The following is a 23,797-nucleotide window of genomic DNA, read 5'->3' as shown; positions in this document are numbered from 1 at the left end:
TGGAGGACCGCCATGCTGAACATCGCGGACACGCTGCACCGCTGGTGCCGCGAGACCCGCCCCTTCGCCCTCGCCACCGTCGTCGGCGTGCACGGCAGCGCCCCGCTGCCGACCGGTACGTCGGTCGCGGTGGACGAGGACGGCAACGCCGTCGGCAGCATCTCCGGCGGCTGCGTCGAGGGAGCGGTCTACGAGCTGTGCCGACAGGTGCTCCGCGACCGGGGCGCCCCGCAGCGGGCCTGGTTCGGCTACTCCGACGACGACGCCTTCGCCGTCGGCCTGACCTGCGGCGGCGAACTCGACGTCTTCGTCCAGCGCATCGACCCCGCGGGCCGGCCACATCTGCTCACAGCCCTCTCCGAAATCACTCAGGGACGACCGGTCGCCGTGGCACAGGTCGTGGACGGCCCGGAACACCTCCTCGGCTCCACACTGAGCGTGCTCGGCGGTGACCACGCCGCCCATGGACGGGTGGACGACGGCCCGGCGAACCGGGCCGTGGCCGAACACGCCCGGGCCCTGCTGCGGACCGGCCGCACCGCCCGCGCCGACATCGGCGGGGAGGCGGACGGCTGCCCCGGACGGCTGTCCGTCCTCGTCCACGTCCATGCCTCCCGGCCCCGCCTGCTGATCTTCGGCGCCGTCGACTTCGCCGCCGCCCTGAGCCGGGCCGGCCGCTTCCTCGGCTACCACGTCACCGTCTGCGACGCCCGCCCCGTCTTCGCCACGACCGCACGCTTCCCGCACGCGGACGAGGTCGTGGTCGACTGGCCCCACCGCTACCTGGAACACACCGAGGTGGACGAGCGCACCGCCGTCTGCGTCCTCACGCACGACGCCAAGTTCGACATCCCCCTGCTGCGCCTGGCACTCGGCCTGCCCGTCGCCTACGTGGGGGCCATGGGCTCCCGGCGCACCCACGCCGAGCGCCTGCGGCTGCTGCGCGAGGAGGGCGTCACGGACGACCACGTGACCCGCCTGCGCTCCCCGATCGGTCTCGACCTCGGAGCCCGCACGCCCGAGGAGACGGCCGTCTCCATCACCGCGGAGATCATCGCCCGGGCCAACCAGGGCACGGGCCGGCCGCTGACCCGGATCACCGGGCCGATCCACCGGCCGCCGGGCGTGCCGGGCGGCACGTAGGCCGACTGTGCTGACCGGCTCCTCGGACGGACGCGGGGGCTCACGCCACGCGGGTCGGATCCTGTGGGGTGGGCGACGGAGTGCTTCCGGGTGCGTTCCGTGCGGCGGGCCGTGCGCGGGAGAGGCCGCCCGGCCACCACCAGCGGCCCAGATCGAGGGCGAGGGCGGGTACCAGGACCGTACGGACGAGGAAGGTGTCCAGGAGGACGCCTATGCCGACCAGGACGCCCATCTGGGCCATCGTCACCAGCGGCAGGCCCGCGGTGAAGACCCCGGCCGCGCCCACGGCCCCGACCAGCGCGCTCACGGTGTCGGCGCTGTCGGCGAGCGTCACCTGTTCCCCATTCACTTCGCTTCCTCTTTCTCGGCCTCGGTCTTCCCGGCCTCGCTGAGCGTCGCGGACGCCCGGGCGATGACGGCGGGTGTCAACTCGTAGAAGAAGGGCGTGACGTCGAAGTACTTCATCGCCTTGCCGTCCTCCGCGAGTTCGAGCGTGCCGACGACGAGTCCGGCCGCTTCCAGCCGCTGGAGGTGCATGTGCAGCAGCGGGCGGCTGATCCCGATCTCGCGTGCCAGCGCGCTGACGTAGTTCCGGCTCTCCAGCAGCGCCGCGACGATCCGCATGCGGTGCGGGTTGCCGAGCGCGGACAGCACCTTCAGCAACTCGTCGCCCGTCGGTGCGCTGTCACCTGTCAAAGATTCCTGACACATCTCAGGGGCGTATGGGGGACGGATCGGGGAGGTGTCGGGGATGTCTCAGGGTTACCCGGGATCTTCATGACTGCCGGACCGCGGGCGCATCGCTCCGATAGCATGTTCGGTCATGTGACGATCCACCTCCTTACAACTGACAAATCGAATAAAACAATTGATATCTATAACCACGCGGATTTTCTCGCGCATAAGACGCGGAATCACGTTCACCGCCCGGCCTCGACCCCGGACGATGCTGTGGGCCACAGCAGGTGTGGTGGCCCTCGGTTTTCTCATCGCGCTGGAGATCGCCGCGCGCCGCCTCGGCGTGCCCGGGCCGATCACCTGCCAGGTGCAGGAGGTGATCGTCGCTCCCAAGTCGGGCTTCCTGCTGTACGCCGCCATGGCGCTGACCATGGTGGTCCTCCCCCGGCGGCAACGGTTCATCGCCTTCGGCGTCGCACTCGGCATCGACGCCGTCTTCCTGGTGGTGCGCTGGGCGGTCGGCGCCGAGCTGGGGGACGCCCATCCCTTCGGCAACGGCGCCTTGTGGGTGATTCTGGGCTGCGGGGTCATCGCGGTGACACGCCGCACCGGCCCGGAACGCGTCCTGCTGCTGAAGGGTGTCGGACTGGGCCTGCTGCTGGTGGCCGGCCGCAAGGCCGGTGACACCTGGCTGATCATCACCTCGAAGACCCGCCCGATGGTGCTCGACCCGTACGTGGCGACCGCCGACCACGCACTGGGCAACCCGTCGTGGCTGGTGGGCCGGATCGTCGAGGCCACCGGCCAGGCCGGTGCCATCGCCCTCGAAACCGTCTACGGCCAACTGGCGGTGGCCGCCGTCGTCGTCGCGCTCTACCAGCTGCGCAACGTGGCCGCCGAGCGCCGCTTCCCGCGCCACCACCTGGTGCGGACCTTCCTGGTCATCGGACTCCTCGGGCCGGGCATCTACATGATCTTCCCGGTCGTCGGCCCGGTCTTCGCCTACGGCCCGGGCGCCTCCGGCACCGGCGGCCTGGAGTGGGCGGTGGCCAACCTGTGGCCGGACCTGCCGCCACCGACCGACGTCGTCCCGCACGAAGTGCTCTACGACGGGATCACCCCTCGCAACTGCATGCCCAGCCTGCACACGGCGTGGGCCGTCGCGATCTTCATCCATTCCCGCAGGGGCCCACGCGTGCTGCGCCACGCGGGCACGTTCTGGCTGATCGCCACGCTGACCGCGACGCTGGGATTCGGCTACCACTACGGCGTGGATCTCGTGGCCGGCGTGGTGTTCACGGTCACGATCGAGGCGGCCCTGCGCTCGCTCGAACGCGGCTGGGACCGCTCCGGAATCCAGCTCGTCACCTACGGAGCGACCGTCTTCACCGCGATGCTGCTGTCCTATCGCTATCTGCCGATGGAGATGGCCGCGCGGCCGTGGCTGTTCGGGCCGCTGCTCCTGCTGGCGATGGCCTCGGTGATCTACGGCTACGTACGGACCACCAGCCAGTGGGAGACGAAGGCCGTGCCGGCGCGGCAACCGGCACCGGAACACGAACTGGTCAGCGGGTGAGGAGGACCGCCAGGGCACTCACTGTGCCCGCGCAGGCGAAAAGGGCGCAGGCACAGGCGGCGTGGCGGCGCAGCAGGGTGTGCCGGAGGTCGGCGTAGCGGTTCTCGTACTCCTGCCGCAGCTCCTCGGCCCGCCGGACCGTGGCGTGCAGCAGCTGACGGGTGACGTCCAGGCGGCGGCGGACGTAGTGGCCGGTGAGTTCCTCGGCCTGGGCGGTGGTCAGCCACGGTATCCCCGCGCAGAGTTCCTCCGCCTCGCGCCGTGCCTGATCGAGATGGACGTGCGCGAGGAGATAGCCCTCGGCCTCGTCGGCCAGCGCGTGCCGCGGGGTGCCGTACGGCACCTCACGGCCACCGCGTCTCACGTCCGCCGGCCCTGGTGCCCGCCGGGCTCGACGACATCGCGTCGGCCGGTGTTCTCCGCCTCGTCCAGCTGGGCCACGTCGGGATGGTGCAGGTCGAAGGCGGGGGACTCGGAGCGGATCCGCGGCAGGGTGACGAAGTTGTGCCGCGGGGGCGGACACGAGGTCGCCCACTCCAGGGAACGCCCGTAGCCCCAGGGGTCGTTGACCTCGACCCGCTTGCCCAGCTGGGAGGTCTTCCACACGTTGTACAGGAACGGCAGCGTCGACAGCCCCAGCAGGAACGCGCCGATCGACGAGACGGTGTTCAGCCAGGTGAAGCCGTCCGCGGCGAGGTAGTCGGCGTACCGGCGGGGCATGCCCTCGGCGCCCAGCCAGTGCTGCACCAGGAACGTCGTGTGGAAGCCGACGAACAGTGTCCAGAAGTGGATCTTCTCGATGCGGTTGTCCAGCATCGTGCCGGTCATCTTCGGCCACCAGAAGCTGAAGCCGCCGAACATCGCGAACACGATCGTGCCGAAGAGCACGTAGTGGAAGTGGGCGACCACGAAGTAGGAGTCGGTCACGTGCCAGTCCAGGGGCGGCGAACCGAGGATGACCCCGGTCAGGCCGCCGAAGAGGAACGTGACCAGGAACCCGGCCGCCCACAGCATCGGCGCCTCGAAGGACAGCGAGCCCTTCCACATGGTGCCGATCCAGTTGAAGAACTTCACCCCCGTCGGCACGGCGATCAGATACGTCATGAAGGAGAAGAACGGCAGCAACACCGCGCCGGTGGCGAACATATGGTGCGCCCACACCGTCACGGACAGCCCGGCGATGGCGATCGTGGCGCCGATCAGGCCCGTGTAACCGAAGATCGGCTTACGGGCGAACACCGGGATGATCTCGCTGATCACGCCGAAGAACGGCAGGGCCAGGATGTACACCTCGGGGTGGCCGAAGAACCAGAACAGATGCTGCCAGAGGATCGCGCCGCCGTTCTCCGCGTTGAACACCTGCGCCCCAAAACGCCGGTCGGCCTCCAGCACCAGCAGCGCGGCGGCCAGCACCGGGAACGCCAGCAGCACCAGCACCGAGGTGAGCAGCACGTTCCAGGTGAAGATCGGCATGCGGAACATGGTCATGCCGGGGGCGCGCATGCAGATGATCGTGGTGATGAAGTTGACGGCGCCGAGGATGGTGCCGAACCCGGACAGGGCCAGACCCATCAGCCACAGGTCCCCGCCGACCTGGGGAGTGCGCTCCCCGCCGCTCAGCGGGGTGTAGGCGGTCCAGCCGAAGTCCGCGGCGCCCTGCGGGGTGAGCAGACTGCCGAGCACGATCAGGCCGCCGAAGAGGAACAGCCAGTACGAGAACATGTTCAGCCGCGGGAACGCCACGTCGGGGGAGCCGATCTGCAACGGCATCACCGCGTTGGCGAACCCGGCGAACGTCGGCGTCGCGAACAGCAGCAGCATGATCGTGCCGTGCATGGTGAACGCCTGGTTGTACTGCTCGTGGGACAGCCACTGGATCCCCGGCCGGGCCAGCTCGGTCCGGATGGCCATCGCCAGCGCCCCGGCGATCAGGAAGAAGACGAACGAGGTGATCAGGTACAGGTGCCCGATCTTCTTGTGGTCCGTCGTCGTCAGCCAGGAGACGATCACCTGGCCCGGACCGCGGCGCTCCGCCGCCGGTACCGGAGCGACCGGTTCGGTAAGTGTCGCCATGAGCTCCTCGATCGGCAGTGCGTGTCCCGACCCGGCGGAAACTAGTCCCGCTGCTCCGCAACAGCCGTCCGACGTGGTGCTTCATTGGGCCGAACGGCCGAGCAGGCCATGCGAACGAGTGGTGTCCCGTTTCTCGGGCACAGGCGCGAGAAGTGTCACAGGGGGCGGTGGAGTCCGTGTGCGAGCCGGGCGAGGCAGGCGTCCAGGGCGTGCACGCGCCCCGGCAGGGCCTCGCGCAGGTCCCACCAGCGGATCGTCTCGATCTCCTCGTTCGGCTCGAACGCCGCGACCTCGGCGCAACACCCGGAGAACAGCGCGCCGTATTCGACACGCTGGTCCGGCGCGAGTGCGAAGCGCGGGTATCCGACGAACCGGAGCGGCTCCGCGGGCATCTGCCCCGCTTCCTCCAGCAGTTCACGCACGGCCCCCTGGCGGGGCGACTCGCCCGGCTCGATCAGTCCGCCGGGCAGCTCCCAGCCCTGCCGGAAGCGGTCGAACACCATCAGGACGCGATCACCGCGGCAGAGGGCCACCAGGGCGAGCGGCAGGGGCGCGTCACCGGGCGGTCGTTCCTCCGCCCGGCGCACGAAGGCGGTCAGGGCGTTGCCGCGGTGATCGACGGCGAGCGGTTGCTCCGTGGCATCAGACATCTCCGCATGATGCCCGGCCCCGGCCCGAACGGCCCTGAGATCGAACGGCCTTGGTACCGAACGGCCCTTGTATCGAACGGCCTTTGTGCCGAACCGGCCCGCGTACTCTCGCCTGATGGACGGGATCATCACAAGAACGTCCTGCCCGGCGTCTCGTCGGCAGAGGTCGGCTACTGGACCGCGGCGCACGCGCGTGGCCGGGGCGTGGCTCCCCGGGCCCTGGAGGCGCTGACGCGATGGGCCTTCGACGCCTTCGCCGGCGACGGTCCGACCCGTCTGGAGCTCCTGCACCACGCGGACAACACGGCCTCGTGCCGCGTCGCGCGGAAGTGCGGTTATGTACTGTCCTCGCTCGTGGCCGCCGCGCCACCGGCGTTCCCCCTGGAAGCGCACCTGCACGCCCGGGTCCGTGACCTCTGAGTACGTCCTGAGAGACACCCTGTGCGTCACGCGCTGTCCAGGTCGGTGGTGAGTTCCTCGTGCCACTGGAGGGAGACACGCCGGTCGAGGATCGTCGCCGCGGCGACCGGGAGGGGGAGGTGGAGGAACTCGCGTAGTGCGTGGGCCGCATCGGCGCGCGCGTCCCACGCGGTGAGGTCCTTGGGGGTGACGGGGGCGCTGCCGCCGTCCGCCAGGAGCCGCCGGGTCGCATGGGCCTCTGCGGCCAGGGTGCGCATACGCGAGTCGAGGGGACCGTCCGGGTCGCAGGCGACGGGCAGGCCGCTGTGGATCCGGTCGAGGGCCTCGGCCACCTCCGGGTAGGTGTCGAGGTGCGTCTCCGATGCCAGGCGCGACAGCTGGACCGCGATGGCGGCGCGCAGCCGCTGCGCCGGTGTGCGCTCCACGAGGCCGGCCAGATCCAAGTGCCGTACCTGGGAAGGAAACCCGCAGTCCTCCGCCCTGGGCAGGTCGTCCAGCAGGGGGAGCAGCAGGGCACTGGTCAGCTCCGCCGGGCCCTCCTCGTCCGGGTCGTAGGCGATGCCGAAGTCCTGTCGCAGTACGGCCAGGAAGCGGGTGTACACGGCGGTCGAGCCGGGCCAGAGGTCCACGCCGAGCCGCCGCGCATCCGGTCCGCCGGTGCTGTTGCCCTCACGCGGTGACATGACGCGCCGGGTGTCCTCCTGAGGACACGGCACGCCGTCCTCGGCGAAGGTGAGCACGACCTCCGGGCCGTGCCGGGTCAGGACCGCCACGCGCGTGCCGGCGGACAGGGTGCGCAGCACCTCCGGCCGGGCGAACTGCGCGGGGCCGCCCTCCAGCGTGGCGTACGCCCAGCCGCCGGCCTCGCCCGCCCGGACCAGGGGCCGGTGCGCGGCCCACGGGGACTGCGCCGCCCGCTGGGCCTGCCGGCGGTCGCGCGGCCGTACGGTGGCGGGGACCGCGCCGAGCCGGCGCAGCATCTCGGCCGGTGTCAGACCGGCGGCGAACGCGACGTCCGGCTGGTCCGGCAGCGGGGCGGGCCGCGGCCGGTGGGCGCGGACGAAGAAGAGCCGCTGCGTCCCTTCCTGCCGGGGCGGCGGCGGGGGACCACCGGCGGCGTCCGGGAAGGCCGGGCGCTGGAGGGCCGGCGGGTCCGACTCCGGCTCGGCGAGCGCGGCGGCCCACGCCAGTGCGGAGACCGCCTCGGCGGGTACGGTCCGCTCCTCCTCCCACCCCAGCTTTCCGGCCACGGCCACGGGGACGCGGTCGAGGAACGGGCGACCGCCCTCCAGGGCGTCCGCGAGGTCGGCCAGAACATGACGCAGCGAGGGCCAGTGCGCGAACGAGCCCATCTCGTCGTCGAAGCGGCGGCCCACCTGTCCGTAGTGGGGCCCCGGGTGGCAGACGAGGAACAGGCCGTCCGAGGCCCGCCGACCGATGCCCAGCGTCAGGGGCAGCCCGGCCTCGGCCACCCCGAGGCTCCGCAGGAAGGTCGTGTTCCGCACGATGTCCGCGACACCGCACAGCGGGCCGTAGGACGACAACTGAACTGTGCCGTCGTCGGTTTCCACACCGTCGTGGCACCGCAGCGAGGCCACCAGATCCGGGTGGAACGGCACGCCGAGCGCGCGCTCCGCGTCCTCGATGCCGGCCTGCGACGCGGGTGGGCGCAGCGCGGCGTGGGAGAGGGGAGCGTGCCGGGCCAGCCAGTCGTCGACCCGGGCCCAGGACTCCTCGACGGCGGGGATGCTCATGGCAGCGGACCCTATGCCGGACCACTGACAGCGCCCCCGCCCTCCTGGTGCCGCAGCGTCGTAATCCCGCCGATTTTGCGGACGTGGCGTACGGCGAGGTGAGCGACGACGCGAGCGGCGCGAGAATGGTGAGGGCCTGGCGACGTCCGCGCGGCAGCTCCGGCGAAACGATCCGCCGAACCGCACGGCGGGGACGGAAACGCACCGCAGACCCACCCGCACCGCAGACAGACCCCGCTCCCGGCCGGGCACGCCCCGCACAGCGATCGCACCGCCCTCAGCACCGCCCTCAGCACCGCCTTCAGCACCGCATTCAGCACTGTCTTCAGCACCGTCTTCAGACCGGCCCCAACGCGCCGGAACGGAGGACTGACTCATGGCCACCCCGCTCACCGCCGCCCGGCTCGTCGCCGCGCTGCAGGCCGAGGGCTGCGCCGTTCACGAGGTCGGCGGATGGCGCACCAACAACCGCAACCACAAGGGCCCGTGGGGTCCCGTGCACGGGGTGATGATTCATCACACCGTCACCGGCCCCGGCACGGCCGTCGTCGAGCTGATCTACCACGGCCACAGCGCCCTGCCCGGTCCGCTCGCCACCGGATGCATCACCAAGGACGGCGTCGTCCACCTGACCGGCAACGGCCGGGCCAACCACGCCGGCGGCGGCGACGGTGACGTGCTCGATGCCGTCATCGGCGAGTCGTACGGCACGTACCCGCCGGCGACGCACGAGCACGACGGCTCGGCCGGCGCGGTCGACGGCAACGCCCGTTTCTACGGCTGGGAATGCGAGAACAAGGGCGACGGCAAGGACCCGTGGCCGAGTGCGCAGTACATCGCCATCGTCAAGGCCACCGCCGCGATCTGCCGCGCGCACGGCTGGGGCCCCAAGAGCGCGATCGGACACCTGGAGTGGAGCGACTGGAAGGTCGACCCGCGCGGGTTCGACATGGCCGACTTCCGCCGTGACGTCGCCGACGCCCTGGCCCTCCCGGCGGGCCTGTGGGAAGGAGAGGACCCCATGCCCCAGTACGTCAACCTCGGAGTCTCCAAGGGCTACCGGCTCGCGCCCGGTGCCTGGGACTCGGTCGAGTTCGCCACGGAGTGGGCCGACGAGACCGGCGACCACGCCACCGGCGGGAGTGTCTTCGCCCGTGGCCCGGCCCGTTTCAGCGGCAGCGTCAGCCTGCACATCGACGGCCTGCCGGCGGGCGCGGTCGTCCAGGCGCGCATGTCGGAGTACCAGGGCGACCAGCACCGCGCCGACCACCCGATCCACGAGATCGTCGGGACCGGCGGCGGCACCTTCGCGGTCGTGCCCCTGACGAAGCGGCTCCCGTCCGGCCGGAGCATGCGGATACGGCTGCTGAACCAGGCCGCCGTCCCGGTCACCGTCACGAGCGCGGTGCTGACCGTGCTCGTGTGGAAGGAGAGCTGAGACCGGTCTCTAGTCGGCCGTCGGCAGCCCGGGGCCCGCGCAGCGGACGTTCGCCGACGGCACGTCTCCGCGCACCAGGTAGGCCGCCACGGTGTCGTCCACGCACGGGTTGCCGCGGCTGGCGAACACGCCGTGGGAGTAGTCGTCGTCCAAGGTGACCAGACGTGAGCCGGGCAGCAGCGGCTGGAGGCGGTGGGCGCCTTCGATCGGCGTGACGGGGTCGTGCGCGGAGGCGACGAGGAGGGCCGGCGGCGCGTCCGGGCTGCCGAGCGGCGTGCGGTGGCCGGGCCGGTGGTGCCAGTAGGCGCAAGTGCTCGCCTCCATGCCCGTCAGCACCGGCTGCGGATCGAGGCGGCGGGTGCGGCGGATGTCCGCGACGATGCCCCGCGGGCTGGGTGCGGGTCCGTCGGCGCACTTGACGACGCGGTTGGCCGCCTCGTAGTTGCGGGAGTCGGGGCTGTCGAAGGCGCCGGCCGGGCGCAGGCCGTCCGGGTCGCCGTCGGTCAGGAAGCCGCGCAGCCCGTCCGCGAGGCCCGCCCAGCGTTCCGTGCGGCCCAAGGCGCGGTAGACGGCGCGGTCGAACTCCGCCGGGCCGAAGCCCGCCACCGGCCGCGCGGCGAGCTCCCGGCGTACGCGCAGATACGAGTCCCGTACCGCGGCCGGTGTCCCGCCCAGGCCGTAGCGCCCGGCGTGGGCGGCCGTCCGGGCGAAGAAGGTGCCGCGCTGCCGCAGCAGGGCGCGGCTCTGGAGCACGTCGAAGTCGTACCAGTCGCCGGGGCCGACCACGCTGTCGAGCACCATCCGGCCGACGCGGTGCGGGAAGCGGGCCGTGTAGGCGGCGCCGAGGTAGCTGCCGTAGGAGACGCCGAGGAAGCTCGTCCGCGGTTCGCCGAGGGCCGCGCGTATCGCGTCCATGTCGTACGCCGTCTGTTCGGTGGACAGGTACGGCAGCAGGCGGCCCGCGTGCCTGGCGCAGTCGTCGGCCAGGGCGCGCAGGGATGCCAGGTACGTGCGCTCCGCCCCGGCTCCCGCCGGCACCGGGTCGCGGCCCGGACGGTCGAAGAGGCCGCCCATCGGGCCGCATGTGACGGGGGTGCTCCGCCCGACGCCGCGCGGGTCGAAGCCGACGACGTCGTACGCACGCCGGACGCTCTCGGGGAGTCTGGTCCGCTTGGTGACCGCGTAGGAGAGCCCCGAACCGCCGGGTCCGCCCGGGTTGACCAGCAGGATGCCGCGCCGCTCGGCGGGCGTGCCCGAGGCACGGACCCGGGAGACCGCCACCTCGATGCGCGGCCCCGAGGGGTGGTGCCGGTCGAGCGGCACGCTCAGCCGCCCGCACTCGACGCGCTCCGGTGCGGCCGGCCGGGGGACGGAGTCGGGGCAGGACGTGAAGCGGAGCGGGGAGGGCGGCTCGGTCGCCTGGACCGGGACGGCGGGGAGCAGGGCGGTGGCGGCCGCGAGGGCGCACAGGAGTGCGGTGCGGCGTGCGGGACGGGTCAAGGGGGTCTCCAGAAGATCTTCGCCCAACCAGGTGACAATGAAAATGATTATCGATAACGTCTCTCGCGGCAACACCCGGCACCCTCCCCGGAGGGCTCGCCGGGCTGCCCGCGCGCCTTGAACTCACTGCGACGAAAGGGGAGTTGTGGCTCATCTGTTGGTGGTCGAGAGCTGGGTCGGGTCCATGAGCAGACTGCTGCCGCGGGCGATCAGGGAGAACGGGCACGCGTTCACGTTCCTCACCCGCGACCTGCACCACTACCTGCGCTCGGCGCCCGAGGGGACGGCCCATCCGCTGCTCGGCGCGCGCAACGTCATCACCACCGACACCAACGACATCGAGGCGCTGCTGCCCGAGGTCGAGCGGCTGCACGGGGTCCTCGGCTTCGACGGGGTCGTCACCTCCTGCGACTACTACCTGCCGACGGTGGCCCGGATCGCGGGGCGCCTCGGCCTGCCCGGCCCCGGTCCCGAGGCCGTGGAGAACGCCTGCCGCAAGGACGCCACCCGCCGCGTCCTCGACGACGCCGGGGTGCCCGGACCGCGCTTCGCCGTGCGCGAGGAGTGGGCCGACATCGCGCGGGCCGCGCGGGAGATCGGCTACCCGCTCGTCGTCAAGCCCGTCGACCTGTGCGCGGGCATGTACGTGCGCCGGGTGGACGACGAGGCCCAACTCGCCGCCGCCTGCCGGGCCCTGGCCGACTTCCCGGTCAACGCACGCGGACAGCGGCGGACGCCCGTGGTGCTGCTGGAGGAACTGCTGGACGGCCCCGAGGTCAGCGTCGAGACGGTGTCGCACGCCGGCGCGGTCCACGTGGTGGGCGTGACCGACAAGAGCGTCGGCGGCGCACCCGCCTTCGTCGAGACCGGCCACATGTTCCCCGCCGCCCTGCCGCCCGGCGACACCGAGGCCGCCGAACACACCGCCCTGGCCGCACTCAAGGCCCTCGGCCTGACCGACGGGGTCGTGGCGCACACGGAGATCAAGCTCACCTCCGCCGGTCCGCGCGTGGTCGAGGTCAACCCCCGGCCCGCCGGGAACCGCATCACCGAACTCGTACGCCACGTCACCGGAATCGACCTCGCCGCCGCCTTCGTGGACGTCGCCCTGGGCCGCGCCCCCGACCTGCGGCGCGTCGACACCGGACTGCGCAGCGCCGCGATCGGCTTCCTGGTGCCGGAGGCCTCCGGCACCCTGGAAGCGCTGGACGGCAGCGGCGTACGGGACCTGCCCGGGGTGCTGGAGGTCCAACTCGCCGAGCCCGGCCGGGCCGTGAAGGCGGCGGGCAGCAACAACGAGTACCTCGGACACGTCATGGCCGGCGACGCCGACGGACTCGGGGCCCGCGAGCGCGTCGAGAGCCTGCTGGACGGGTTGCGCGCCGGGCTGGTGATCCGATGATCACCGCGACCAGTGGCGTCTCGTACGACGAGCTCGTGGCCCGGGTGCGCGCGGGCGACCTCGGCCCCGACCCGGCCACCCAGCGCATCGCCGTCGCCTTCACCACCCGGCAGGCCGTACGGCACGACGGGCGCGGCACCGGCTACCGCAACGAGGTGCTCAGCCTGCGCCTGGCCGAGGCCGTCGGCTCCTGCGCGGTCGAGCCCGGGGCGCTGCCGGACAGCGCCGTCGAGGACTGCGTGGGCGCCGACGTGGCGCGGCTGCTGGAGCACCCGTTGCCGCCGGTGCGGGTGGCGGCCCTCGACGCCTACCTGATGCACGTCCTGCCGCACACCCCCGCCCAGGGGGCCAGGACCCTCCCGCTGCCCGCCGGGTCGTCGCTGGAGAAGTCCCGGGCCCGCGCCGAGGCCGTCGTAGGCCTGCTCGACCTGCCGCCCGGCGCCACGGTGCTCGTGGTGGGCGTCGTCAACTCCCTGCTGGAGGCCCTGCGTTCGCGAGGCCTGCGCTACGTCCCCTGCGATCTCAAGGGCGGCGAGACCGAGTGGGGCGAGCCGGTCGTCACCGACGCGCTCGCCGCGGCCGGCCCCTGTGACGCGCTGCTCGTCTCCGGCATGACCCTGGGCAACGGCACCTTCGAACCCCTGCGGCGGCACGCGATGGCGCACGGCAAGCAGCTGGTGATGTTCGCCCAGACGGGGAGCGCCGTGCTGCCCCGCTTCCTCGGGCACGGCGTCAGCGCGGTGTGCGCGGAACCGTACCCGTTCTTCTGGCTCGACGGCGGCCCCGGTGTCCTGCACCGCTACGACGGCTCCTGTCCGGGAGGCGGGCGATGACCGCCACCGCGCTCCGGCCCGCCGCGCGACGGGAACTGCTCTCCCTGGTCGGCCGTACTCCACTGGCCCGCATCACCGCGGACCTGCCGGGTCCGCACCCCGGTTTCTGGGCCAAGCTCGAAGGCCTCGCGGCGGGCGGGATGAAGGCACGCGCCGCCGTGTCCATGCTGCTGGGTGCCCGCGACCGCGGCGAACTGCTGCCCGGTGCCCCGGTGGTGGAGTCCACCTCCGGCACGCTCGGCATCGGCCTCGCCTTCGCCGGACAGGCCCTCGGCCACCCCGTCGTGCTGGTCGGCGACAGTGAACTGGAGCCGTCCATGCGGCAGTTGCTGCGCGCCCACGGCGTGCGGCTGGAGGTCGTGGACCGGCCGGAGCCGCAGGGAGGCTGGCAGGCCGCGCGCCTGGCCCGGCTGCGGGAACTGCTCGCCGAACTGCCCGGCGCCTACTGGCCCGACCAGTACAACAACCCCGACAACACCGCCGGCTACGCCTCTCTGGCCGCCGAACTCGCCGTCCAGCTCGACCACTTGGACATTCTGGTGTGCAGCGTCGGCACCGGCGGACACAGCGCCGGCATCATCGGCCCCCTGCGGCGGCACTGGCCCGCCCTGCGCCTCATCGGCGTCGACGCCACCGGCTCCACCATCTTCGGCCAGCCCGCCCGGCCCCGGCTGATGCGCGGCCTCGGCAGCAGCATCCACCCGCGCAACGTCGCCTACGACGCCTTCGACGAGGTCCACTGGATCGGCCCCACCGAAGCCGTGGACAGCTGTCGCAGGCTGGCGCGCGGCGCCTTCGTCAGCGGCGGGTGGAGCACCGGCGCCGCCGCCCGGGTCGCCGCCTGGGCCGCCCGCGTCCACCCCGGGGCGGTCGTCGCCACCGTCTTCCCCGACGGCCCGCACCGCTACCTCGGCACGGTCTACGACGACGACTTCACCACCGCCCATGGCCTCGACCCGGCCGCCGCGGCCACCCGGCCCGTCGAGATCCCGCACCCGCACGCGGCGGAGGCGTCCGGCTGGGCCCGCTGCACCCGCGTCAGCGACCCGCTCACCGCCCCCGCCCTCCAGGAAGAGAGCCCGTGAAGTCCAGCCTGCGCACCGTACGCCTCGAGCTCACCGAGCCGCTGCGCATCTCCCGTTCCACCATGGCCGCGCGCGACGCCGTGTGGCTGACCGTCGAGCACGACGGACTGCGCGGTCACGGCGAGGTCGTCACCAGCGTGTACTACGGACTCGGCACCGAGACTCTGCTGCGGCTCCTCACCGCCGTGGACCTGGGCCGCTTTCCCGATCCGGAGAGTGCCCTGGAGGCCCTCCGGATGAGGGAGTCACCTCTGGAGTCGTCCGCGGAGGCACCTCTTGGTGACGTGCCGCCCGCCGTCACCGCCGCCGTCGAGTCGGCGCTGCTCGACCTGGCCGGCAAGCGCGCGGGCGTACCCGTGCACCGCCTCCTCGGAGCCGCCGCACCGCCCGCCGCCGCCACCGCCCGCACCATCGGCATCACGTCCCCCGGCCATGCGGCCGCCCAGGCCCGGCGGCTCACCGCGAGCGGCTTCGAGGTCCTCAAGGTCAAGGCGGGCGCCCCCGACCCCGAGGACGACATCGAGCGCGTCCGCGTCATCCGCGACGCCGCACCCCGGGCCCGGGTGCTCCTCGACCCCAACGGCGCCTGGTCCGTGGCGCAGGCGGACGCCCTGCTGCCGCGCTTCGCCGACCTCGGTGTGGAGGCCGTCGAGCAGCCCGTCGCCCCCGGCGACCCGGACGCCCTGGCCGCCCTCGCACAGCGCGCACCGCTGCCCGTCATCGCCGACGAGGACGCCGTCGGCCTGGACGACGTCCGCCGCCTCGCCGGACGGGTCCACGGCGTCAACGTCAAGCTCGCCAAGTGCGGCGGCGTGCACGCGGCCCTGCGCATCGCCGAGGCCGTCGAGGGCAGCGGCACCGCCCTCATGCTGGGCTGCCTCACCGCCAGCAGCCTCGGCCTCGCCCCCGCCGTCCACCTGGCCGACCGGGCCCGCTGGGCCGACCTCGACGGGCATCTGCTGCTCGCCCACGACCCGTGGACCGGCATCGGCGGCGCCGACGGCGTCGTACGCGCGACCGACCGCCCCGGCCTGGGCGTCGAGGAGGTGGCGGTCCGTGAAGACGTGGCATGAGATGAAGCGCTTCCCCCTCGCCGTGCGGCTCCTGCTGGTCAACCAGCTCGGCGTCAACACCGGCTTCTACCTGCTCATCCCCTACCTCGCCACCTACCTCACCGAGAACCTGGGCCTGTCGGCGGCGGTCGTCGGCATCGTCCTGGGCGTGCGCAACCTCAGCCAGCAGGGCCTGTTCATCATCGGCGGCTCCGCTTCGGACCGGCTCGGCGCCCGTGGCGTCATCATCGCCGGGTGCGCCCTGCGCACCCTCGGATTCGCGCTGTTCGCGCTCGGCGACGGGCTGGCGGTGCTGCTCGCCGCCTCCGTGCTCAGCGGAGTCGCCGGCGCCCTGTTCAACCCGGCCGTGCGCGCCTATCTCGCCCAGGAGGCGGGGGAGAACAAGGCAGAGGCGTTCGCCCTGTTCAACGTCTTCGCCACCACCGGCGCCCTGATCGGCCCGCTGCTGGGCAGCGCCCTGCTGCTGGTCGACTTCCGCACCTCCGCGCTCACCGCCGCCGGCATCTTCGCCGTCCTCACCGTGGCGCAGGCCCTCGTCCTGCCCGCGCGGAAGGTGGAGCCCAGCGGCAGCGGTGTCCTCGGGGACTGGCGGGAGGTGCTCGGCAACCGGGCGTTCCTGGCCTTCGCGCTCGCCATGGTCGGCATGTTCACCCTGGAGAACCAGCTGTATCTGCTGCTGCCGGACAGGGCGAGGGAAGCCACCGGCTGGGACGGCGCGGCGGGCATCGTCTTCCTCGTCGGCACGGTGGCCAACCTGGCGCTGCAACTGAGGATCACCAGGAGCCTCAAGGCCCGTGGCAGCAGGGGGCGTTGGGTCGCCGTCGGGCTCGCCGTGACGGGGCTGTCCTTCCTGCCGCCGGCCTTCCTGCCGGGCATGCTGCCCCTCCTGGCGGGCGCCCTGCTGCTCTACGTCGGCCTCATGATCGCCCAGCCCTTCGTGATGGAGCTGATCCCCGGCTTCGGCCGCCCCGAACTCACCGGCACCTACTTCGGCATCTTCTACGTCGTCTCCGGCGTCGCCGCCGCCCTCGGCAACACCGCCGTCGGCTGGGCCATGGACACCGGCGAACACGGGGCCGCGTGGCTGCCCTGGCTGTGCTGCGCCCTCCTCGGCCTGGCCTCGGCGCTCGGCGTGGCGTGGCTGCACCGGCTCGGCGCCCTGCCCGCGAGCCCGGCCCCGGGCGTCCCCGCCCCGGCGGGGGAGAGGAGCAAGGCGTGACCCCGGTGAACCAGGCCGTGACCAGCGGCAACCTCCTCACCGACAACCCCGCCCTGTACGAGGCCCGTTTCCCCGACGCCGGGCGCCTTGCCGCACGGTGGACGGAGGACTGCCTGCGCCGCCACGGGGCCGGGCCGCGCGTGCTCGACATGGGCTGCGGAACCGGCCGCGACGCCGCCGCCCTGCACGCGGTCGGCCGGACCGTGACCGGCGCCGACCTGTCCGAGGCGATGCTCAGCCACGCCCGCACCCACCACCCCGGTCCCCAGTACGTCCGGGCCGACCTGCACGGCTTTGACCTCGGCCGCTTCGACGCCGTCGTCTGCCTGGACAGCTCCCTGCTGTACTGCCACACCAACGACCAGCTCGACGGCTTCCTCGCCTCCTGCCGCACAGCCCTCGCACCGGGCGGCCTGCTCGTCGCGGAGATGCGCAACGGCGCCTACTTCCTGGGCCGCACCGACCTGCTCGACCGGCCCGCCGTCAACGCGTTCACCTGGCAGGGCAGGACCTACCGGTCCACCACCACGCTGACGGTGGACCGTACCGCCCAGCTCCTGCGTCGCACCCGCGTCTGGAGCACCGACGACGGATCCCCGCCCACCGAACAGCGCTCCGCCTGGCGGCTGCTCTTCCCGCAGGAGCTGCGGCACTTCCTCACCGCGCACGGCTTCGAGGTGCTCGAACTCCACGACGGCCCCGGCCCGCGCACCGAACCCCCTTGGCGACAGGGCGAGTTGCCCGGCACCACCACGGACGCCGACCGGCTGCACGTCGTCGCGCGTCTTCGCACCCTCTGACCCGAAGGACCAGTCATGAACGACGAACGCTTCCCCGGCCTGCGCCGCCGCGGCTTCCTCGCCGCCGGCACCGGCGTCGCCGCCCTCGCCCTCACCGGCTGCGGCGGCGGCACCGACGGCAAGGCGGACAGCGGCAGCGGCGGAACGCCGAAGCGCGGCGGACGGCTACGGGCCGCCTTCGCCGGAGGCGGCGCGAGCGAGACCCTCGACCCGCACCTGGCCAACCTGTTCGCCGACGTCGCCCGCGCCAAGGCCCTCTACGACAAGCTCGCCGACTACGGCGCAGACCTCTCCGCCCAGCCCCGCCTCGCCGCGAAGTGGGAGTCGAACAAGACCCTCGACCGCTGGCAGGTCACCCTGCGCGAGGCCGCTTTCCACGACGGCAGGCCGGTCACCGCCAAGGACGTCCTCTACAGCTACCGCCGCATCGCCGACCCAGAGCAGACGTTCCGCGCCAAGGCGTCCCTGGAACCCATCGACCTCGACGCCAGCCGCGCCACCGGCGAACGGACCGTCGAGTTCGTCCTCAAGCGCCCCACGGCCGAATTCCCCAACGTACTGGCCGCGTTCGGCGCGTACATCGTCCCCGAGAACGCCACCGGCACCGACTTCGACAAGAAGCCGATCGGCTCCGGCCCCTTCCGCTTCGTCTCCTTCGCGCCCGGCCGCTCCGCCGTCTTCCGCCGCCACGACAACTACTGGGACGGCGCCCCGCACCTCGACGAGATCGAGTTCGTCGTCGCCAACGAGGAGTCCGCGCGCGTCAACGCACTCCTCGCCGGCCAGGTCGAGTACGCCCACGAACTCAACCCCACCACCGCCCGCGCCCACGAGGGCCGGGGGCAGATCGAGATCGTCCGGCTGCGCAACAGCGCCATGCAGGCCTTCTGTATGAAGACCGACCGGCCGCCCTTCGACGACAAGCGCGTGCGCGAGGCGTTCTACCTCGTCGCCGACCGCAAGGAACTCGTCGACGGCGCCCTGTCCGGCGCGGGCGAGGTCGGCAACGACCTGTTCGGCAAGGGCTACGAGTACTACGCCGACGGCCTGCCGCAGCGCGAGCAGGACCTCGACCGCGCCCGTCGCCTGCTGAAGCAGGCGGGTGCCGAAAAACTGAAGGTCACCCTGGACACCTCGGCCGTCGCCGCCGGTTTCACCGAGGCCGCGAGCATCTTCCGCGACCAGGCCGCAAAGGCCGGGGTCACCATCGACGTGAAGATGGGCAGCAAGGACTCCTACTGGAGCGACATCCTCGACGGCGGCACCCTGTGCTGCTACCGCTCCGGCGCCATGCCCATCGAGGCCCACATCTCCCAGCGGCTGCTCACCGACTCCACCACCAACGCCACCAAGTGGCAGCACAAGGACTTCGACGCCCTCTACCAGCAGGCCCAGTCCACCCGCGACAAGACCGAACGGGCCGCCGTCTACGAGCGCATGCAGCGCCGCCTGTACACCGAGGGTGGCTTCCTGATCTGGGGCTTCGCCGACTGGATCCTCGGAACGGCCCGTAAGGTCAAGGGAGTCGAGACCAAAGCGCCCGCCAACACCCTCGACTGGGCCCGCTTCGACAAGGTGTGGCTGGCGTGAGCGGTCTGCGCTCCTTCGTCGCCCGGCGGCTGCTCCTCGGTGCCGTGCAGACCGTGGCCGTCGTGCTGCTGGTCTTCGCACTCACCGAGGCGCTGCCGGGCGACGCGGCGGTGGCCCTCGCGGGCGACCAGCCCGACCCGGCGCGCATCGCCGCGATCCGCGAGGCCATGGACCTGGACCGGCCCGCCCACGAACGCCTCGCGGACTGGGCGACGGGCCTGCTGCACGGGGACTTCGGCACGTCCCTGACCTCCGGCCGGCCGGTGGCCCGGTACATCACCGACGGCTTTGGCCCGAGCCTGCTGCTGGCCGCGCTCACCCTGGCCCTGCTCGTCCCGCTCGGCTTCGGGCTCGGCGTGCTCGCCGCCCGCCACGAGGGGCGGCTGATCGACCGGCTGGTCAGCTCCGCCACGCTCGCCGTGTACGCCGTACCCGAATTCGCCCTCGGCGTGCTGCTGGTGACGGTGTTCGCGCTGAAACTGGCCTGGCTGCCACCCACCGCGGTGGGCTACGGCACCGACCTCCTCGGCCACCCGGCCGTGCTCGTCCTCCCCGTCCTGGTCCTGCTCTCCCGCCCGGTCTGCTCCCTGTCCCGCCTGGTCCGCGCCGGCATGGTCGACGCCCTCGCCTCGCCCTACGCCGCCCACGCCCGCCGCTACGGCGTCCCCGGCGCCCGCGTCCGCTACACCCACGCCCTGCCCAACGCCCTCGCCCCGGCCGCCCAGCAACTCGCCCGTACCGTCGACTGGCTGCTGTGCGGGGTCATCGTCGTGGAGGCGCTGTTCGTGATCCCCGGCCTCGGCACGGTCCTCCTCAACGCGGTCGCCGAGCGCGATGTGCCGGTCGTGCAGGGGCTGGCGGTGATGTTCGGCGTGCTGACCGTCGTACTGAATCTGGGCGCGGACGTGGTGGCGTACCGGCTGACACCCCGGGCGGGAGTGGCAGCGTGACACGCCGGTTCCTCCTCGGACTCGCCATCGTCGCGGTCCCGCTGCTCCTGGCCCTCCTGGGCCCCCTGTTCGCCGGTGAACCCGGCCCCCGCGCCCCCTCCTTCGCCCTCGGCGACGGCCACTGGCTCGGCACCGACTTCGTGGGCCGGGACGTCTGGCGGCAGGTGCTGCACGGCGGCCGTACCGTCGTGCTCACCGCGCTCGCCGCGACGGCCCTGGCCTACCTGGTCGCGCTGCCGGTCGGACTCGTCAGCGCGGTCACCCACGCCCGGCGGCTGGAGGAGCTGCTGATGCGGCCGCTCGACGTGCTGCTCGCCGTACCGTCGCTGCTGCTGATCCTGCTGGTGGCGTCCGTGTTCTCGCCGGGTGCCGCCGGACTCGCGCTGCTCGTCGCGCTGGTGAACGTGCCCGACGCCGCCCGGATCGTCCGGGCCGCGGCGGCCGAGGCGGCGGCCCGGTCCGCGGTGGAGGCGCTGCGCATGCAGGGCGAGACGTGGTGGCGGGTCGCCGTCGGCTACGTCGGCCGTTCGGCCCTGCGCACCCTGGCCGCCGACGCCGGCATCCGGCTGACCGGTGTGCTGTACCTGGTGTCGACGGCCGCGTTCCTCGGTGTCGGTGTCGCCCCGGACGCCGCCGACTGGGCGGTCATGGTCGACCGCAACCGCACCGGCCTCTTCGTACAGCCCTGGGCCGTGGTCGTGCCCGCCCTGCTGATCGTCGCCCTCACGACGGGCACCAACCTGCTCTTCGACGCCGCGCTGGAGAAGAGCAACGGAAGGAAGGGACGGCGCGCGTGAACGAAGAGACGGAAGCGGCTGACAGCGTCGCCGGGATCCGCGACCTGCGCGTGGAGATCGACGGCCGCGCGATCGTCGACGGCGTGAATGTGCGCGTGCTCCCCGGCCGCGTGACCGCCCTGGTCGGCGCCTCCGGCAGCGGCAAGACCACCACCGGCCTGGCACTGCTGGGGGAGTACCCGGCCGGTGCCCGGGTCACGGGGGAGGTGCGCCGGCCCGCGGACGGCCCGGTCGGATACGTGCCCCAGCATCCCGCCGCCGTTCTCAACCCGGCCCGCCGCGTCAACGCCCTGCTCGACGACATCGCCCGCCCCCGGGTACGCCACCTGCCCCGCCGCGAACGCCGCGGCGCGGTCCGCGAACTGGTCCTGCGGGCTCTGTCCGACGCCCAGCTCCCGGACGCCGAAGCCCTGCTGCGCCGCTACCCGCACCAGCTCTCCGGCGGCCAGCAGCAACGCGTCGTCCTCGCCCAGGCCCTGCTGCTCGGCGCGCGTGTCATCGTCGCCGACGAACCCACCACCGGCCAGGACGCGCTCACCAAGAGCCGCATCATCGACCAGCTGGCGTCGGTCGCCGCCCGCGGCATCGCGGTCGTCCTGCTGAGCCACGACCTGGACGTCGTCCGCGTGCTGGCCGACGAGGTCCTCGTCATGCGCGCGGGACGGGTCGTGGAGTCGGGGCCCGTGGCGCGGCTGTGGGCGGCGCCCCGCCACGAGTGGACCCGACGGCTGCTCGACTCACAGCGGGCGCAGCCGCAGGACGCGGTGAGCGGCGACGCCCGGCAACCCGCCCTGGAGGTACGGGACCTGACCGCCGTGTACGACCGCAGGAACACCGTCCTGCGCGTCCCGCACCTCGCGCTCCACCCCGGCGAGTGCCTGGCCGTGGTCGGCCGCTCCGGCAGCGGCAAGACCACGCTCGCCCGCTGCCTCGCCGGCCTCCACCGCGAGCACGACGGCGAGATCCTGCTCGACGGCACGCCGCTCCCGCGCAGCCTGCGCCACCGCGGCCGTGACCGGCTCGCCGCCGTGCAGTACGTCTTCCAGGACGCCCGAGCCGCCTTCGACGAGCACCGGCCCGTCCTGCCCCAGGTGGCCCGCACGGCGGTGCGGCTGCGGGGCGCCGGCGAACGGGCGGCGACGGCCGAGGCGTCGGCCACCCTGGGCCGCCTCGGCCTGCCGGAGGAACTGGCCCGCCGCCGCCCCGGCGCACTCTCCGGCGGTGAACTCCAGCGCGCCGCCCTCGCCCGCGCCCTCCTCGCCCACCCCCGCGTGCTGATCTGCGACGAGATCACCTCCGGCCTCGACACCGTCACCCGCCGGGGCATCCTCGACCTGCTCGCCGCACTGGTCCGCGACCGCGACGACCTCGCCCTCGTCCTCATCACCCATGACCTGGACACGGCGTCGGCCGCCCACCGCATCGCCGTACTCGAAGCCGGCGAGATCGTCGAACAGGGCCCGTCCCGGCGCACCCTGACCGAGCCCCGGCACCCCTTCACCGTCGCCCTCGCGGAGACGATCGCCCGTCCCGGCACGTATACCCGGGCATGAACCGAAGCGAGTCACCCCCGTTACGAGTTGAACCGGGGCACGGCCCTGTGATTAGGGTGCGGGCGATGTTCTGCGCAGACGCCACCCCCTTACCCCGGGCCAGACGAGGCACAGCCGCTTCGAACTCCTTCGGGAGGGCCCGTGAGTGACACGGTGACGACGGCCCGCCCGGTGGCCGAGGCGACCCGGGCGCCGCGGGGAACGGAACAGGGCGCGGCGGCCCGCCCGTCGAGGCAGCGCGACGCGTTCTTCGACAACGCCAAGTACCTGGCGATCGTGCTGGTGGCCGTGGGACACGCCTGGGAGCCGCTGCGGCCGGACAGCAGGGCCGTCACCGCGCTCTACATGGTCGTCTACGCGTTCCACATGCCGGCGTTCATCGTCATCTCCGGCTACTTCTCGCGCACCTTCGACGGGAGCCCGGCGCGCCTCAAACGCCTGGTCACCGGTGTCGCCGTGCCGTACGTGGTGTTCGAGACGGCGTACACCCTGTTCACCCGGTGGACCAGCCAGGACCCCGACCGCCCGGTCAGCCTGCTGGATCCGCTGTATCTGACCTGGTTCCTGGCGGCGTTGTTCGTCTGGCGGCTGACGACGCCGGTGTGGCGGCATGTGCGGTGGCCGCTGCCGACGGCCCTCGCCGTCGCGATGCTGGCGACGCTCTCACCGTCCGTCGGCCACGACCTCGACCTCCAGCGCACCCTTCAGTTCCTGCCGTACTTCGTGCTCGGCCTGCTGCTGCGGCCGGAACACTTCCGGCTGGTGCGCCGGCGCGGGGCGCGGATCCTCGCCGTGCCGGTGGCCGGATGCGCCCTGGGAGTGGCCTACTGGGCGGTGCCGCGGATGAACTACGCCTGGTTCTTCCACGCCGACAGCGCCCCGGAACTGGCGGCCCCGTCCTGGTACGGACCCGTGATGACGCTGGCGGCCTTCGGGTGCTCAGCCGTCCTGGTCGCCTGCTTCCTCGCCTGGGTGCCCGGGCGCCGGACGTGGTTCACCGCCCTGGGCGCGGGCACGCTGTCCGGCTATCTGCTGCACGGTTTCGTCGCGCAGGGCGCCAAGTACGGGGGCTGGTACGAGCCGGCCTGGGTTCACGGGCCTGCGGGCGCGCTCGCCGCCACGCTGGTCGCGGCCGTGGTGGTCACGGCACTGTGCACGCCGTCCGTGCGGCGTGTCTTCCGCTGTGTGACCGAACCGGGGATGGCATGGGCCTTCGGCAGGGGGAACGCGGTCCCGCGGCCGGGCGACGCCCGCGGGTGACGC

21 protein-coding genes and 1 pseudogene are annotated in these 23,797 nt (G+C 72.8%); 15 read left to right on the top strand and 7 right to left on the bottom strand.

All coding sequences use genetic code 11. From position 1 onward, the window contains the following. Nucleotides 1-12: 12 nt before the first annotated feature. Nucleotides 13-1,143 carry an XdhC/CoxI family protein gene (locus ABZ192_RS06810; RefSeq protein WP_356923451.1) on the top strand — a complete coding sequence of 377 codons (1,131 nt, stop codon included), beginning with the start codon at nt 13-15 and terminating at the stop codon, nt 1,141-1,143. Between the two features lie 40 nt (nt 1,144-1,183). On the opposite strand, the gene ABZ192_RS06805 is transcribed toward ABZ192_RS06810, so the two are convergent. Further along, the gene (locus tag ABZ192_RS06805; protein WP_356923600.1) at nt 1,184-1,477 is read right to left on the bottom strand and encodes an MMPL family transporter; all 294 of its coding nucleotides are present in this window, start codon (nt 1,475-1,477) and stop codon (nt 1,184-1,186) included. 11 nt (nt 1,478-1,488) lie between these two features. Continuing rightward, complete coding sequence (locus ABZ192_RS06800) at nt 1,489-1,854, bottom strand: winged helix-turn-helix domain-containing protein (RefSeq protein ID WP_356923450.1); 366 nt, start codon at nt 1,852-1,854, stop codon at nt 1,489-1,491. Nucleotides 1,855-2,089: 235 nt separating this feature from the next. On the opposite strand from ABZ192_RS06800, the gene ABZ192_RS06795 reads away from it, so the two are divergent. Next, the gene (locus ABZ192_RS06795) at nt 2,090-3,397 is read left to right on the top strand and encodes a phosphatase PAP2 family protein (RefSeq protein ID WP_356923449.1); all 1,308 of its coding nucleotides are present in this window, start codon (nt 2,090-2,092) and stop codon (nt 3,395-3,397) included. On the opposite strand, the gene ABZ192_RS06790 is transcribed toward ABZ192_RS06795, so the two are convergent. The 3 genes from ABZ192_RS06790 to ABZ192_RS06780 all read right to left on the bottom strand — a co-directional run bounded on the left by ABZ192_RS06790 (nt 3,387) and on the right by ABZ192_RS06780 (nt 6,120). Beyond that, nucleotides 3,387-3,761, bottom strand: coding sequence for a hypothetical protein (locus ABZ192_RS06790; RefSeq protein ID WP_356923448.1), 375 nt, complete (start codon nt 3,759-3,761; stop codon nt 3,387-3,389). The genes ABZ192_RS06795 and ABZ192_RS06790 overlap by 11 nt on opposite strands. Next, nucleotides 3,758-5,470: a cytochrome c oxidase subunit I gene (ctaD, locus tag ABZ192_RS06785; RefSeq protein ID WP_356923447.1), complete on the bottom strand. Its 1,713-nt coding sequence runs from the start codon at nt 5,468-5,470 to the stop codon at nt 3,758-3,760. The genes ABZ192_RS06790 and ctaD overlap by 4 nt, the downstream gene beginning before the upstream one ends. A gap of 155 nt (nt 5,471-5,625) precedes the next feature. After that, a complete protein-coding gene (locus ABZ192_RS06780; RefSeq protein WP_356923446.1) occupies nt 5,626-6,120 on the bottom strand; it encodes an NUDIX domain-containing protein in 495 nt (164 codons plus the stop codon). Between the two features lie 144 nt (nt 6,121-6,264). Here ABZ192_RS06780 and ABZ192_RS06775 point away from each other — a divergent pair. Further along, nucleotides 6,265-6,540, top strand: a pseudogene (locus ABZ192_RS06775) (GNAT family N-acetyltransferase); the annotation flags it as partial. 26 nt (nt 6,541-6,566) lie between these two features. Here ABZ192_RS06775 and ABZ192_RS06770 read toward each other — a convergent pair. After that, nucleotides 6,567-8,294 carry a hypothetical protein gene (locus ABZ192_RS06770; protein WP_356923445.1) on the bottom strand — a complete coding sequence of 576 codons (1,728 nt, stop codon included), beginning with the start codon at nt 8,292-8,294 and terminating at the stop codon, nt 6,567-6,569. Nucleotides 8,295-8,670: 376 nt separating this feature from the next. On the opposite strand from ABZ192_RS06770, the gene ABZ192_RS06765 reads away from it, so the two are divergent. Then, on the top strand, nt 8,671-9,732 hold the full coding sequence (locus tag ABZ192_RS06765) for an N-acetylmuramoyl-L-alanine amidase (RefSeq protein ID WP_356923444.1): 1,062 nt from the start codon (nt 8,671-8,673) through the stop codon (nt 9,730-9,732). Nucleotides 9,733-9,741: 9 nt separating this feature from the next. Here the strand turns inward: ABZ192_RS06765 and ABZ192_RS06760 are convergent, their stop codons facing one another. Further along, nucleotides 9,742-11,232, bottom strand: coding sequence for an alpha/beta fold hydrolase (locus ABZ192_RS06760; protein WP_356923443.1), 1,491 nt, complete (start codon nt 11,230-11,232; stop codon nt 9,742-9,744). A 145-nt stretch (nt 11,233-11,377) separates the two neighbouring features. Between ABZ192_RS06760 and ABZ192_RS06755 the strand changes: the two genes are divergently transcribed. From ABZ192_RS06755 to ABZ192_RS06705, 11 genes are all read left to right on the top strand, one after another. Continuing rightward, nucleotides 11,378-12,634 carry an ATP-grasp domain-containing protein gene (locus tag ABZ192_RS06755; RefSeq protein WP_356923442.1) on the top strand — a complete coding sequence of 419 codons (1,257 nt, stop codon included), beginning with the start codon at nt 11,378-11,380 and terminating at the stop codon, nt 12,632-12,634. Next, nucleotides 12,631-13,467: a DUF364 domain-containing protein gene (locus ABZ192_RS06750; protein WP_356923441.1), complete on the top strand. Its 837-nt coding sequence runs from the start codon at nt 12,631-12,633 to the stop codon at nt 13,465-13,467. The genes ABZ192_RS06755 and ABZ192_RS06750 overlap by 4 nt, the downstream gene beginning before the upstream one ends. After that, nucleotides 13,464-14,552, top strand: coding sequence for a pyridoxal-phosphate dependent enzyme (locus tag ABZ192_RS06745; RefSeq protein ID WP_356923440.1), 1,089 nt, complete (start codon nt 13,464-13,466; stop codon nt 14,550-14,552). The genes ABZ192_RS06750 and ABZ192_RS06745 overlap by 4 nt, the downstream gene beginning before the upstream one ends. Next, nucleotides 14,549-15,625, top strand: a complete 1,077-nt coding sequence (locus ABZ192_RS06740; RefSeq protein WP_356923439.1) for a dipeptide epimerase — start codon at nt 14,549-14,551, stop codon at nt 15,623-15,625. Before ABZ192_RS06745 ends, ABZ192_RS06740 begins: the two co-directional genes overlap by 4 nt. Beyond that, entirely contained in the window at nt 15,609-16,844 is a 1,236-nt protein-coding gene (locus ABZ192_RS06735; RefSeq protein ID WP_356923438.1) for an MFS transporter, read from the top strand. The genes ABZ192_RS06740 and ABZ192_RS06735 overlap by 17 nt, the downstream gene beginning before the upstream one ends. Nucleotides 16,845-16,861: 17 nt before the next feature. Continuing rightward, nucleotides 16,862-17,644 carry a class I SAM-dependent methyltransferase gene (locus ABZ192_RS06730; RefSeq protein ID WP_356923599.1) on the top strand — a complete coding sequence of 261 codons (783 nt, stop codon included), beginning with the start codon at nt 16,862-16,864 and terminating at the stop codon, nt 17,642-17,644. A gap of 15 nt (nt 17,645-17,659) precedes the next feature. Further along, entirely contained in the window at nt 17,660-19,234 is a 1,575-nt protein-coding gene (locus ABZ192_RS06725) for an ABC transporter substrate-binding protein (protein WP_356923437.1), read from the top strand. Then, nucleotides 19,231-20,184, top strand: a complete 954-nt coding sequence (locus ABZ192_RS06720) for an ABC transporter permease (protein ID WP_356923436.1) — start codon at nt 19,231-19,233, stop codon at nt 20,182-20,184. Before ABZ192_RS06725 ends, ABZ192_RS06720 begins: the two co-directional genes overlap by 4 nt. After that, nucleotides 20,181-20,981, top strand: coding sequence for an ABC transporter permease subunit (locus ABZ192_RS06715; protein WP_356923435.1), 801 nt, complete (start codon nt 20,181-20,183; stop codon nt 20,979-20,981). Before ABZ192_RS06720 ends, ABZ192_RS06715 begins: the two co-directional genes overlap by 4 nt. Further along, the gene (locus ABZ192_RS06710) at nt 20,978-22,534 is read left to right on the top strand and encodes an ATP-binding cassette domain-containing protein (protein ID WP_356923434.1); all 1,557 of its coding nucleotides are present in this window, start codon (nt 20,978-20,980) and stop codon (nt 22,532-22,534) included. Before ABZ192_RS06715 ends, ABZ192_RS06710 begins: the two co-directional genes overlap by 4 nt. 171 nt (nt 22,535-22,705) lie before the next feature. Continuing rightward, on the top strand, nt 22,706-23,794 hold the full coding sequence (locus ABZ192_RS06705) for an acyltransferase family protein (RefSeq protein ID WP_356923598.1): 1,089 nt from the start codon (nt 22,706-22,708) through the stop codon (nt 23,792-23,794). The last annotated feature ends 3 nt before the right edge of the window (nt 23,795-23,797 follow it).

Source organism: Streptomyces sp. NPDC006235 (assembly GCF_040613735.1).
GTDB lineage: Bacteria > Actinomycetota > Actinomycetes > Streptomycetales > Streptomycetaceae > Streptomyces.
This window is presented reverse-complemented; position numbering and strand designations above follow the sequence as displayed.

What these genes read in the sequence shown, in the direction of transcription:
- ABZ192_RS06810 (WP_356923451.1), top strand. Translation starts at nt 13, where the DNA reads ATGCTGAACATCGCGGACACGCTGCACCGCTGGTGCCGCGAGACCCGC.
- ABZ192_RS06800 (WP_356923450.1), bottom strand. Translation starts at nt 1,854, where the DNA reads ATGTGTCAGGAATCTTTGACAGGTGACAGCGCACCGACGGGCGACGAG.
- ABZ192_RS06795 (WP_356923449.1), top strand. Translation starts at nt 2,090, where the DNA reads ATGCTGTGGGCCACAGCAGGTGTGGTGGCCCTCGGTTTTCTCATCGCG.
- ctaD (WP_356923447.1), bottom strand. Translation starts at nt 5,470, where the DNA reads ATGGCGACACTTACCGAACCGGTCGCTCCGGTACCGGCGGCGGAGCGC.
- ABZ192_RS06780 (WP_356923446.1), bottom strand. Translation starts at nt 6,120, where the DNA reads ATGTCTGATGCCACGGAGCAACCGCTCGCCGTCGATCACCGCGGCAAC.
- ABZ192_RS06770 (WP_356923445.1), bottom strand. Translation starts at nt 8,294, where the DNA reads ATGAGCATCCCCGCCGTCGAGGAGTCCTGGGCCCGGGTCGACGACTGG.
- ABZ192_RS06765 (WP_356923444.1), top strand. Translation starts at nt 8,671, where the DNA reads ATGGCCACCCCGCTCACCGCCGCCCGGCTCGTCGCCGCGCTGCAGGCC.
- ABZ192_RS06750 (WP_356923441.1), top strand. Translation starts at nt 12,631, where the DNA reads ATGATCACCGCGACCAGTGGCGTCTCGTACGACGAGCTCGTGGCCCGG.
- ABZ192_RS06745 (WP_356923440.1), top strand. Translation starts at nt 13,464, where the DNA reads ATGACCGCCACCGCGCTCCGGCCCGCCGCGCGACGGGAACTGCTCTCC.
- ABZ192_RS06725 (WP_356923437.1), top strand. Translation starts at nt 17,660, where the DNA reads ATGAACGACGAACGCTTCCCCGGCCTGCGCCGCCGCGGCTTCCTCGCC.